Here is a 12,676-nt window from a genome sequence, read left to right as displayed (position 1 = left end):
TCTGACCTGGGAAAATGAGCGGTCGGTCGTTTTCCGTGGCGTGGGCTTCGACCGGAAACCGGTGCTTGACCGGAGGGGTCGGAGCCGGTAACCGCCGGGGCGGACGGGGCGTGCGGGAGGCCCGCGGCGGCCGCTGAAACCGGCGCGACCATGGCCGTTCACGCAGGTGACGGGCCTAGGGGTGGTCCACGAGGCCGCGCGCCTCCGCCGGGCTCAGGCCCTGCCCTTGCTTGAAAGTGGTTGTGTACGACTCCACACCCAGACCGGCACGGGCCGCGGCCGCCACCCGGTCCACGTCCGCGCGCTCCCCGTCCGGGAGGGGCGCGCCCGCGGACGCCCGGGCGGCCGCCGCCGCGCCGAGCAGCGTCGCGGCCGTTCCGTACGCGCCCGCGGCCGCCTCGGCTCCCGCGAGGCCCTCCAGGGCCAGGGCGAGTGCCCTCGGGTCGCCCAGGGCCCGCGCCGCCGCGAAACCCTCCGCGTGCAGCGCCCTGGCCGCCGCCGCGTCGCCGCGCAGCTCCGCCGCGAAGCCCAGCTCGGCGAGCGCGAGCGTCACGCCGGGGCCGTAATCGGCCTTGCGGAACCACGCGAGAAGCTCGCGCATGTGCCGCTCGGCGCCGTCCAGGTCGCCCTCCCTGCGCGCGCCCAGGCCGAGGCCGATCAGCGCGTCGATCTCGCCGGAGCGGAAACCGTGGTCGCGCGCGAGGCCGAGCGCCCGCTCGTGATGGGCCCGGGCCCCGGCCAGGTCACCCGTGAGCAGCGCGATCCGGCCGCGCCCCGACAGGCGCTTGGAGGCCTCCGCCCCCAGGCCGAGCCGCTCCGCGACGGCGAGCCCTTCCTCGTGCAGCCGCGCGGCCTCGGCGTAGTCACCGGCGATCTCGCTGAGCGTGGCCAGCGGGAAAACCGTCTGCAACTGCCCCAGTTCGTCACCGAGTTCGCGGAACAGGCGCGCGCTGCGCTCGCTGTCACGCCGCACCGCGGCCAGGTCGCCGTGCGCCATGGCGTGCCGGGCCCGCACGCTGAGCGCGGCGGCGGTGCCCCAGCGGTCGCCCAGCGCCTCGAAGGCGTCGAGGGCCTCGTTCACCAGGCGCTCCCCGGTGCGCACGGCACCCGCGCCGAGCTGCGCGGAACCGAGGATCCACAGCGCGGTGGCGCGCCCCGGCGGGTCGTCCACGTGCTCGTAGGCGGCCAGGGCCGCGGCGAGCGGCGGGTCGGCGTCCCTGCGCTCCCCGGGCGACGGGGCGGCCGCGGGGGCGGCCCCCTCCGCGCCGGACCCGGCGCAGGCGTCGGCGAAGCCTTCGTCGCCCTCGCGCAGGGCGATGCCGACGCGCCAGGCGAGGGCCAGCGCCCGCGCGGCGGCCGTCCCCCGCGGATGCCCCGCGGCCGCGGGAGCGAGCGCCAGGGCCGCGTCGAGCGAGCGGCGCGCCTCGGCGACACGGCCCCGCAGCACCCAGTACCAGGCAAGCGCGTTCACCATCCGCAGCGCCCGCTCCGCGGCTCCGCGCGCGATCGCCGTGTCCAGGGCGCGGCGCAGATTGCCGCTCTCCTCGTCGAGCCGTTCCAGCCACCGCCGCTGCTTCGGGCCGCGCAGCGCGGCGCCGCCGCGCTCGGCGAGCGCGGCGTAGTGAACGCTGTGCCGCTCGCGCACCTCGTCGGCCTCGCCCGCCTCCCGCAACCGCTCGGCCCCGTACGCCCGTACGGACTCCAGGACGCGGTAACGCGGCCCGTCCGGCCGGTCGGACGCCACCACGAGCGAGCGGTCCACGAGCCGCGCGAGCAGGTCGAGGACGTCGGGGGCGCGCACCGCGCCGCCCGCGCCGACCGCTTCCGCGGCGGCGAGGCCGCAGCCGTCGTGCACGGCGAGCCTGCGCAGCACCGTGCGTTCGGCCTCGCCGAGCAGCGACCAGCTCCAGTCGATCACCGCGCGGAGCGTGCGCTGCCGGGCCGGGGCGCCGCGCAAGCCGCGCCCGAGCAGCGCGAACCGGTCGTCGATCCGGGCCAGCAGGCCGTGCACGCCCAAGGTGCGGACCCGGGCCGCGGCGAGTTCGAGGGCCAGCGGCAGCCCGTCGAGGCGTACGCACAGCTCCGCGACGGCCTGAGCGTCGTCCGCGCCGAGCGCCGCGGCGCCGGGGCCGAGCCCGGCCCGCCGCGCGAACAGCTCCATGGCGCCGTCGAGTTCCAGCGGCGGCACCTGCCACACCCGCTCGCCGCTCACGTCGAGCGGCTCCTGGCTGGTCGCGAGGACGGCGAGGTCCGGCACGTCACGCAGCAGCGCGGCGGCGACGTCGGCCACGGCGTCCACCACGTGCTCGCAGTTGTCGAGCACCAGGAGCAGACGCCGGGCGCGCAGCGCGTCCGTCAGGCGGGCCACGGCGTCCAGGGGCGGGCCCGCCCCCGGCTCCTCGTGGACGCCGATGACCCGCGCCACGGCCTCCGCGACGGCGTCCGCGGCCCGGTCGCCGCCCGCCTCGATCCCGGCCAGCTCGACGAGCCACACCCCGTCGGGGAAGTCCGGCGCGAGCCCGCGCGCCGCCGCCACCGCGAGCCGCGTCTTGCCCACCCCGCCAGGACCGGTGAGCGTCACCAGGCGCGTGGTGCCGAGGAGGTGACGTACTCCGGGCACGGCGTCGTCCCTGCCGACGAGTCCGGCGACGGGCGCGGGCAGATTCGAACGGACGCCGGAGGCGGCGGACGACGGCGGACCGCCCCGGCGCACCGGCCCCCCGGGCGGCGTCGACGGCCCGTCGAGCGCCGGGTCCTGGCGCAGGATCGCCCCATGCAGCGCCGCGAGTTCCGGGCCCGGCGCGAGCCCGAGGTCATCGGCGAGGCGCCGCCGCAGCTCCTCGTACGCGGCAAGCGCTTCCGTCTGCCGGCCCGAGCGGTACAGCGCCCGCAGCTGCGCCGCCCGCAGCCGCTCCCGCGCCGGATGACGTACGACGAGGTCGGCGAGGTCCGCGGCCAGCGGCCCGTGCTCACCGACGGCGAGGCGCGCCTCGGCGTGCTCCTCCCACGCGGTGAGCCGCGCCTCGTCGAGCCGGTCGGCCGCGCCCCGCGCGAACGCCTCACCCGCGAAGTCGGCGAAGGCGTCACCGCGCCACAGGCCCAGTGCCTCGGTGAGCAGCCGGACCCGCTCGCGCGGCTCGCCGGCGCCGCGCGCCCGCTCGGTCAGGGCGGTGAACCGGTGCGCGTCCACGGCGTCCGGCGCGACCCGCAGCGCGTACCCGGCGGGCCCGGACGTGACCAGATCCCGCCCGCCGGGCTCGGCCTTCTCCAGGGCCCTGCGCAGCTGGGACACCTTGCCCTGGAGGGCGCCCGCCGGGTGGTCCGGCAGCGCCTCGCCCCACAGCCCGTCGACGAGCCGCCGGGCGGAGACCGGACGCCCGGGGTGCACGAGCAACTGGGCGAGCAGCGCACGGACCTTGGTGCCCGGCACGGTGACGGCCGCGCCGTCCGTCGTCCGCACCGTCAGCGGACCGAGCACCCTGAATCGCATGCCGACGACGATAACCCGCCTGGTGAGCGGCACGATCGCCCCCGTGACAACGCATCGGCAGCGCACCGGCAGTGAACCGACAGCCGATCGAAAGGGGCCGCCAGCAAGGTGATGACCACAGGCCGCGGCGACCGCGGCGCGGCCCCTCACCACGGAGCGACACCATGAGCACCACGACCCCCGCCACGCCCGCCACCCCTCCCGCCGCCCCCAAGGCGGTCACCGTCATCGGACTCGGCAATCTCGGCCAAGTCCTCGCCCGCGCCTTCGTCGGCCAGGGCCACAAGGTCACTGTCTGGAACCGTTCGCAGGGCAAGGCGGACGAACTCGTCGCGCTGGGCGCCACCCTGGCGCCCACGCCGACCGCCGCCGTCGAGGCCGGTGAGCTGGTCGTCGTCTGCGTCCTCGACTACACCACGGTCCGCGACCTGCTCACCCCCGCCGGCGACGCCCTGGCGGGCCGCGTCGTCGTCAACCTGACCTCGGGCATCCCGGGCCCCGCCCGCGAACTCGGCACCTGGGTCACCGCGCGGGGCGCTTCCTACGTCGACGGCGCGGTGTACGCGATCCCGCAGACCATCGGGACGCCGGAGGCCTTCGTCCTGTACAGCGGCGACGCCGACGCCTTCGCCGCGTACCGGCCGCTCCTGGAGCCGCTCGGCGCACCGGTGTTCGTCGGGGCCGACGCCGGGCTCGCGCCGGTGCACGACGTGGCCCTGCTCAGCGGCATGTACGGGATGTTCGCGGGCTTCTTCCAGACGGTCGCCGTCGCCCGCTCGGCCGGGATCGAGGCGGGGGAGGTCACCGGGCTCCTGGTCCGCTGGCTGAAGGAGGCGCTCGGCGCCCTGCCCGCCTTCGCCGCCGAGATCGACGCGCGCGACTACCGCACGCAGACGTCCAACATCGACATCAACGCCGTCGGGCTCGCCAACATCCTCACCGCGACCAGGGCCCAGGGCGTCGGCGTCGAGCTGCTCCAGCCGCTGCACGAGGTCTTCCAGCGCCAGCTCGCCGCGGGCCACGGCCACGAGAGCATGGCCCGCGCCGTCGAGTCCCTGACCTAGGCGCCGCGCCTCGGGCCGCCCGTCAAGGCGGTGTCAACGTCCTGGCGCGGGCTGACAAGGAAGCGTCAAGGGCCGTGTCCGAACCTCCGGGCACCCGCTTCGGTGGGAGGAAGTCACCCAGGACGCCAGGGAGTTGAGGAACATGAGCGCCGAGAACGTGGTGGGACTTCTGATCGCCGCCGCCCTCGTCGGGTACCTCGTCCTCGCGCGGCACCACCCGGAGAGGTTCTGACACCGGCGCGATGACGGACGTACGACCCGGACAGCTGAAGATCTACCTCGGAGCGGCACCGGGGGTCGGAAAGACCTGCCGCATGCTCGACGAAGGGCGCCGCAGGGCCGCCCGCGGCGCCGACGTCGTCGTCGGCCTCGTGGAGTGCCACGGGCGGCCGCACACCGAGGCCGCCCTGGCCCGGGCGCGGGCCGGCGGCGTGACGGCCGTCGACCGCGCCCCCTGCTCCTACCGGGGCGAGGAGTTCACCGAGCTTGACCTGGACGCGCTGCTCGCCCGCAGCCCCCAGATCGCGCTCATCGACGACCTCGCCCACACCAACGTGCCGGGGGAGGGCCGCAACCCCAGGCGGTGGCAGGACGTCGACCGGCTGCTCACCGCCGGGATCGACGTCGTGACCACGGTCGACATCCAGCACCTGGAGTCCCTCACCGATGTCGTGGAGGAAATCACCAAGGTGCCGCAGGCCGAGACCGTCCCCGACGAGGTGGTGCGCCGCGCCCACCAGATCGAACTCGTCGACGTCGCCCCCGAGGCGCTGCGCCGCCGGATGGCGCGCGGCGACATCCACGCCCCCGAAGACGTCGACGCGGCCCTCGCCCACGCCTTCCGCCCCGGCAGCCTCACGGCCCTGCGCCAGCTCGCCCTGCTGTGGCTGGCCGACCGCGTCGACGAGGCCCTCCAGGCCTACCGCTGCGAACACGGCATCGGCGGCGTGTGGGAGACCCGCGAACGCGTCGTCGTCGGCCTGACCGGCGGGCCCGAGGGCGACACCCTGGTCCGCCGCGCCGCCCGCATCGCCGACCGCTCGGTGGGCGGCGAGCTGCTCGCCGTGCACATCACGCGCAGCGACGGCCTCGCCGCCGGCGCCTCGCACGCCTCCCTGACCCGGCAGCGACGCCTGGTGGAGGACCTCGGCGGCAGCTACCACTCGGTGGTCGGCGACGACGTGGCGAGCGCCCTCGTGGAGTTCGCGCGCGCCGAGAACGCCACGCAGCTCGTCCTCGGCTCCAGCCGCCGCGGCCGCTTCGAGCGGTTCCTCACCGGGCGCGGCACCGGCGAGACCGTCGTGGCCCTCTCCGGGGCCATCGACGTCCACACCGTCACCCACGAACGCGCCGGGCACGGCACCCTCCTGCCCTCCCGCAGACGCACCCTGTCCGGCCCGCGCCGCGTCGCGGGACCGGTGGCGGGGCTGCTCCTGCCCCTCGCCCTGACCCTCCTGCTCGACCTGGACGCCGCCCGCGGGCACCTGAGCCTCACCAGTGAGGCGCTGCTCTTCCTGCTCGCCGTGGTGGGCGTGGCGTGCATCGGCGGCGTGGCCTCCGCGGTGGTCGCGTCCGTGACCGCGTCGCTGCTGCTCAACTACTGGTTCATGCCGCCCGTCGGACACTTCGCGCTCGGCGACCCCAACAGCGTCCTCGCCCTCGCGGTGTTCGCGATCGTCGCGGCCACCGTCGCCGCCGTCGTCGACCGCTCGCTGCGCCTGTCCCGGCGCTCCGCGCGCGCCACCGCCGAGGCCGAGACGATGTCGGCCCTCGCGGGCACCATCGTGCGCGGCGGCCGGCCCCTGCCCGCGCTCCTCGAACGGGCCCGCGAGGCCTTCGGCGTGGCCGCGGCCGAACTCGTCGAGCGGCCGCCCGGCACCACCGACCCCCGGGTGACCACCGTGCCCGCGGGCGACGACGCCTACCTGGTGCTGCGCGGCCGCGCCCTGCCGTCGGCCGACCGGCGCGTGCTCGCCGCGTTCGCCGCGCACGTCGGCGCCGCCGTGGAGCGGGCCCGGCTCGCGGAGGCCGCCGCCGAGGTGGAGCCGGTCAAGGCCGCCGACCGGATGCGCACGGCCCTGCTCCGGGCCGTCGGCCACGACCTGCGCACCCCGCTGGCCGCGGCCCTCGCCGCGATCGGCTCGCTGCGCAGCCCCGACCTGGACTTCTGCGAGCAGGACCGGCAGGAGCTGCTCGCCACCGCCGAGGAGTCCATGACCCGTCTGAACCGGCTCGTGGACAACCTCCTCGACATGAGCCGCCTCCAGGCGGGCGCGCTCAAGCTGGAGCTGCGCGCCACCGCCCTCGACGAGGTCCTCGGGCCCGCCCTCGACTCGCTGCCGGTGGCCTGCCCCGTGGACACCGGCGGCCTGGAGGAGATCCCCGCCGTCCTCGCCGACCCGCCGCTCCTGGAACGCGTGCTCGCCAACCTCGTCAACAACGCCGCCCGGCACACCCCGCCCGGCGGCCGGGTCCTGGTCACCGCGAGCGCCCTCGCGGGCCGCGTGGAGGTACGCGTCGTCGACCGGGGCCCGGGCCTGCCCGCCGCCGACCGCGACCGGGTCTTCGAGCCCTTCCAGCGGCTCGGCGACACCGACAACACCACCGGGCTCGGCCTCGGCCTCGCCCTGTCCCGCGGCCTCGCCGAGGCGATGGACGGCACCCTCACGCCGGAGGACACCCCCGGCGGCGGGCTCACCATGGTGCTCTCGCTGCCCTTCGCCGCACACTCCGCCGAGGTCAACGGTGCGTGCCGGGCGGGCGTCTGGCATTCTGAGCGCCTTTGAGTGATGGGTGCATCCATCGCACCCGAGCGCAGAATCCATCGCACCCGAGCGCAGAGACGAGACACCGAGATATATGGCACGCGGCAAGCTGCGGATCTATCTGGGGGCGGCACCGGGCGTCGGCAAGACGTACGCGATGCTGTCCGAGGCCCACCGTCGCGTCGAGCGCGGCACGGACTGCGTGGTGGCGTTCGTCGAGCACCACGGCAGACCGCGCACCGAAGTGATGCTGCACGGCCTGGAGATCGTGCGGCGCAAGGAGCTGGAGTACCGGGGCGCGACCTTCACGGAGATGGACGTGGACGCCGTCCTGGAACGGGCTCCCGCCGTCGCCCTCGTCGACGAACTCCCGCACACGAACGTGCCGGGTTCGCGCAACGCCAAGCGGTGGCAGGACGTGGAGGAGCTGCTGGCCGCGGGCATCGATGTCATATCCACGGTCAACATCCAGCATCTGGAGTCGCTGGGTGACGTGGTGGAGTCGATCACGGGGGTGCGGCAGCGCGAGACGGTGCCGGACGAGGTGGTGCGGCGCGCGGACCAGATCGAGCTGGTCGACATGTCGCCGCAGGCGCTGCGGCGCCGGATGGCGCACGGGAACATCTACCAGGCGGACAAGGTCGACGCGGCTCTGTCGAACTACTTCCGGCCGGGCAATCTCACGGCGCTGCGGGAGCTGGCGCTGTTGTGGGTGGCCGACCGGGTCGACGAGTACTTGCAGCAGTACCGGGGCGAGCACAACATCCGCTCGACCTGGCAGGCCCGCGAGCGCATCGTCGTCGGCCTCACCGGAGGCCCCGAGGGCCGCACCCTGCTGCGCCGCGCCGCCCGGCTCGCCGAGAAGGGCGCGGGCGGTGAGGTCCTCGCCGTCTACATCGCCCGCAGCGACGGCCTGACCGCGGCCTCGCCCAAGGAACTCGCGATCCAGCGCACCCTGGTCGAAGACCTCGGCGGCTCCTTCCACCAGGTGATAGGCGAGGACATCCCCGCGGGGATCCTGGAGTTCGCGCGCGGCGTCAACGCCACCCAGATCGTCCTCGGCGTCTCGCGCCGCAAGTCCTGGCAGTACGCCTTCGGACCCGGCGTCAGCGCCATGGTGGCCCGCGAGTCGGGGCCCGACCTGGACGTCCACCTCGTCACGCACGACGAGGTCGGCACCGGCACGGGCCTGTCCAGGACCCCGCGCACCGCCCGGCTCAGCCGCAACCGTCTCATCTGGAGCTGGCTCATCGGCATGGCGGGCCCCGTGCTGCTCGCCGTGCTGCTGCGCGGCGTCGCCCCGGGCCTCGGCCTCGCCAACGACATGCTGCTGTTCCTGACCCTCACGGTCGCGGCGGCACTGCTCGGCGGGATGCTCCCGGCCCTCGCCTCCGCGGCGTTCGGCTCCCTCCTCCTCAACTACTACTTCACGCCACCCGTCCACCACGTCCTGATCTCCAACCCCAGGAACATCGTCGCCCTGGTGATCTTCATAGGGGTCGCGGTGTCCGTGGCGTCCGTGGTCGACCTGGCGGCCCGGCGCACCCACCAGGCCGCGCGCCTGCGCGCCGAGTCCGAGATCCTCTCCCACCTCGCCGGCAGCGTGCTGCGCGGCGAGAACAGCCTCGAAGCACTCCTGGAGACCGTCCGGGAGACCTTCGCCATGGAGACCGCGGCCCTCCTGGAGCGCGCGGGCGACACCGCGCCGTGGACCTGCGCGGGCAGCGTCGGCACCGGCGCGCACGCCGGCCGCCCTGAGGACGCCGATGTGGACATGCCGGTGGGCGACACCATGTCGCTCGCGCTCACCGGGCGGGTGCTGCCCGCAGAGGACCGCCGCGTGCTCGGCGCCTTCGCCGCGCAGGCCGCCGTCGTCCTCGACCGGCAGCGCTTGCAGTCCGAGGCCGACCAGGCCCGGGCCCTCGCCGAGGGCAACCGCATCCGCACCGCCCTGCTCGCCGCCGTCAGCCACGACCTGCGCACCCCGCTCGCCGGGATCAAGGCCTCGGTCACCAGCCTGCGCTCCGACGACATCGAGTGGTCCGACGAGGACCGGGCCGAACTCCTGGAGGCGATCGAGGCGGGCGCCGACCGGCTCGACCACCTCGTCGGCAACCTCCTGGACATGTCACGGCTCCAGACCGACACCGTCCAGCCGATCGTCCGCGAGACCGACCTGGACGAGGTGGTCCCGCTCGCTCTCGAAGGCATCGCCGCGCCCGCCGAGAACGTGGTCCTCGACATCCCCGAGGACCTGCCGATGGTGGCCGCGGACAAGGGCCTCCTGGAGCGCGCCGTCGCCAACGTCATCGAGAACGCCCTGAAGTACAGCCCCGAGGGCGAGCCCGTCCTCGTCGCCGCCAGCTCCATGGCCGACCAGGTGCAGCTGCGCGTCGTGGACCGGGGCCCCGGCGTCCCCGACGACGCCAAGGACCGCATCTTCGAGCCGTTCCAGCGCCACGGCGACGCCCCGCGCGGCGCCGGGGTGGGCCTCGGTCTCGCCGTCGCCCGCGGCTTCACCGAGGCGCTCGGCGGCACCCTCACCGCGGAGGACACCCCGGGCGGCGGGCTCACCATGGTCCTGGTCCTGCGGACGGCCCCCGGGCGCGCGCAAAGCAGGCCTGACCTCCCGGCGGCGGCCACCTCGTAGCGACACGGGAGGGGCGGGTCAGCCGAGCCGCACCGTGACCTCCTGCGGGGCGCCCCGCGTGCCCGCGAGGTCGCCGAAGGCCAGCTGGAGACGGTCGCCCGTCACGGCCGATGTCACGGTGGCGGGCCTGCCCGTGACCTCGGCGACCGGCCGGTGCCAGGTCACCGTCAGGCCGCCGCCCGCGGCCCGGGTCGGGTCGCTGACGCACACCGTCGCCGTGCCGTCGGGCCGCTCGGCGACGAGGACGGAGCACGCGGCACTCGCGCCGAGCGGCCCGGCCGCGCCGCCCGCCCAGAAGTTCACGGCCGTGCAGCCGAGCGAGGGCACGCCGACGCCCTGCGCCGCCGCCGAGTTGGCGAGGATCCGCAGCCACCCGGTGGCCGCGGCCCGCTCGGCGGTGCGCGCCGCGCTCGCGCCGGGCAGCAGCAGATACGCGTACGTCCCGTCCGTGGGGTCGACGCCGTGGTCCACGTACAGCGTGAGGAAGACGCGGGTCACGGGCGTCGCGGAGCCGCCCCGGTTGATGTCGCTCCACCTGCCGGTGCGCTGTTCCCGCAGGGCCTTCACGGTGGCGCCGCCGGGGAAGACATAGCCGCCGTGCCCGCCGATGTGCGCCCACCGGGCACCGGTGAGCGTCCGTGACCAGGGCGTGGCGACGGGCTCGGTGACGCCGTCCACCTGGAAGGGGGCGCGGCCCGCAGAGCCCAGGTTGCGGTTCTCGACCGTCGACTCGACCGTGGTGCCGTCCGCGCAGCCGATGCCCGCGCCCAGGCACACGATCGTGTCGTCCAGACAGAACCACGACTTCCGCGCCGACAGGGTGCTCTGCAACCCCTTCAGATGCTGCCCGAGCGCGGCCCACCGCCCGTCCGTGACCCCGCCCACCCAGCGCACCGCAGGGCACGCCGCGCCCCAGTCCCCGCCCGCCCCGTCCGCGAGGACCTTGCGCGAGACGGTGGTGCCCGGCAGCCGGTAGGGGTCGACGGTGGGCCAGTAGGCGTCGCTGTACTGGCCGCCCGCGGAGGTGCCGCCCCACCAGGCGAGCAGGCCCGCGCCGGTGTGCCAGCCGCGCAGGTTCTCGCCGTTGCCGGTCTCGTAGTACGTGATGCGGGAGTCGGCCATGCTGACCGACGCGGCCCAGCCGGGGCGCCGGTGCGTGGCCCGCGCCATGTCGGAGAAGAGCCGGTGGCCGGCCGGCTCGGGCAGCGGCGCCACCCCGGCGTCGTCCTCGACGTCCTTGAGGCGGGCCAGGGCGGCGAGGCCGAGGTGCGGGTCGGCGAGCGGCGGGCTGTAGTGGTCGCGGCGGATCCAGCCCTTCACCAGGCCGCGCCAGCGGGCACGTTCGGCTGCGGACGCGGCCTCGCCGAGCAGCAGCACGGACGCCAGGATCGGGTGGCCGCGCAGATGGTCGTCGGCCTGGACGCGCCGCTCGTCCAGCGCGGCGACGCCCCGGCTGAGCGCCCGGCCCGCGACACAGTCCATCACCAGGCCGTCGTGGAGGAATGGCGCCCACGCGTGCTCCACGGCGTCGAACACGATCTGCCGGCCGGGGTCCGTCACCGCCCAGGGCGAGCCGTCGAGCAGCGCGAACAGCAGGCCGAGCCCGCCGAGCAGCACCGATCCGTAGGAGCCCGTGTAGGGCACGGTGGTGTGCTGGATGAACGAGCCGTCGCGGTACAGGCCGTCGCCGCTCGTGACGTACGGGAAGACCGGTGACAAGGCGTCCCGGGCCAGGGCGAGCTTCGCCGGGGCCCCGCCCACGACCCCGCGCAGCGCGAGCACCCGGCACAGGTCCACGCGGTTGGCGCCGGTGCTGGTGCCGGTGTAGCGGGCGACCGCGGAGTCGGGCACGAAGTGGTCGACCGCCGCGCAGAACCGCGCCACCTGCTCCGCCGACAGCGCGTCGTACAGCAGCACGCAGGTGTCGAGCAGCGCCTGCGGGGCGCCGATCTGCCAGCTCCACCAGTTGCCGAAGCGCGTGCGACGCTCGTTGTAGACCTGCGCGTACAGCTGGTCGAGGCCGGCCACGACGTCGGCCCGAAGCCCGGCGTCGCCGGTCAGGCCGGTGCCCGGCTGACAGGAGGCCTGCGCCATCGTGGCGAGCCGGGTGTAACTGGCCACGATGTTCGCGGAGTACGTGAACGAGTCCTGGTCGGTGTCCGGTTCGGGGTCGGCGTACGGCAGGTCGGGCCACAGGGAGCCGCTCGCGGGGGCCATCGCCGCGCGCCACCGCCGCGCCGCGTCGCCGAGCCCGGCGAGGCGGCTCTTGAAGGGCTCGGCGGCCGGATCGAACCCCTCGCCGAGGACGAGGGTCCGCCAGGTGGCGCGCAGAGCGGCGTACGCGTCCGCGGTCGAGGCCCGGGCGGCGGGGCCGCCTGGCGTGCCGAGCCCGAGGGCGGTGGCGCCGGTGGTCAGCAGGAAGGCGCGGCGGGGCCATGAGGGCATGCGGGACTCCCGGGAGACGGAGGGGGAGCAGGGGGTGCGAGCAGGGGGGAGCAGAGGCGTGCCGCGCGGTCTGGCAAGCGCTTTCTAGCATGCGGGGGCAGGCCCCTCAAGACCCCGCGGCCCCCCCTTCTCAGCTCCCGCCCTGCGGGGACTGCTGCTGTGCGGCCCGCTCCAGGAACCGGAGCAGCTCGACGGGGAAGGGCAGGACGAGGGTGGAGTTCTTCTCGGCTGCGACGGCCACGACGGTCTGGAGCAGGCGTAG

At 75.5% G+C, this 12,676-nt stretch carries 6 protein-coding genes and 1 pseudogene; 4 read left to right on the top strand and 3 right to left on the bottom strand.

Annotated elements, in window-relative coordinates; all coding sequences use genetic code 11:
- Positions 1-175: 175 nt before the first annotated feature.
- Entirely contained in the window at positions 176-3,490 is a 3,315-nt protein-coding gene (locus AC07GB_RS38000) for an AfsR/SARP family transcriptional regulator (protein ID WP_478853811.1), read from the bottom strand.
- A gap of 164 nt (positions 3,491-3,654) precedes the next feature.
- On the opposite strand from AC07GB_RS38000, the gene AC07GB_RS37995 reads away from it, so the two are divergent.
- The 4 genes from AC07GB_RS37995 (at position 3,655) to AC07GB_RS37980 (ending at position 9,969) form a co-directional block, all read left to right on the top strand.
- Positions 3,655-4,554: an NAD(P)-dependent oxidoreductase gene (locus AC07GB_RS37995; protein WP_478853809.1), complete on the top strand. Its 900-nt coding sequence runs from the start codon at positions 3,655-3,657 to the stop codon at positions 4,552-4,554.
- A 142-nt stretch (positions 4,555-4,696) separates the two neighbouring features.
- Positions 4,697-4,786, top strand: a complete 90-nt coding sequence (locus tag AC07GB_RS37990; RefSeq protein ID WP_478853807.1) for a K(+)-transporting ATPase subunit F — start codon at positions 4,697-4,699, stop codon at positions 4,784-4,786.
- A gap of 10 nt (positions 4,787-4,796) precedes the next feature.
- The gene (locus tag AC07GB_RS37985; RefSeq protein WP_478853805.1) at positions 4,797-7,340 is read left to right on the top strand and encodes an ATP-binding protein; all 2,544 of its coding nucleotides are present in this window, start codon (positions 4,797-4,799) and stop codon (positions 7,338-7,340) included.
- Between the two features lie 73 nt (positions 7,341-7,413).
- Positions 7,414-9,969, top strand: coding sequence for an ATP-binding protein (locus AC07GB_RS37980; protein WP_478853804.1), 2,556 nt, complete (start codon positions 7,414-7,416; stop codon positions 9,967-9,969).
- Between the two features lie 18 nt (positions 9,970-9,987).
- On the opposite strand, the gene AC07GB_RS37975 is transcribed toward AC07GB_RS37980, so the two are convergent.
- Together AC07GB_RS37975 and AC07GB_RS37970 are read right to left on the bottom strand one after the other, a co-directional pair.
- The gene (locus tag AC07GB_RS37975; RefSeq protein WP_478853802.1) at positions 9,988-12,414 is read right to left on the bottom strand and encodes a polysaccharide lyase 8 family protein; all 2,427 of its coding nucleotides are present in this window, start codon (positions 12,412-12,414) and stop codon (positions 9,988-9,990) included.
- A 130-nt stretch (positions 12,415-12,544) separates the two neighbouring features.
- Positions 12,545-12,676: pseudogene (locus AC07GB_RS37970) on the bottom strand (slipin family protein); the annotation flags it as partial.

This window comes from Streptomyces sp. NPDC045778, from assembly GCF_056431945.1.
The sequence above is the reverse complement of the archived record's forward strand: the minus strand, read 5'-3'. Positions and strand labels throughout refer to the sequence as shown.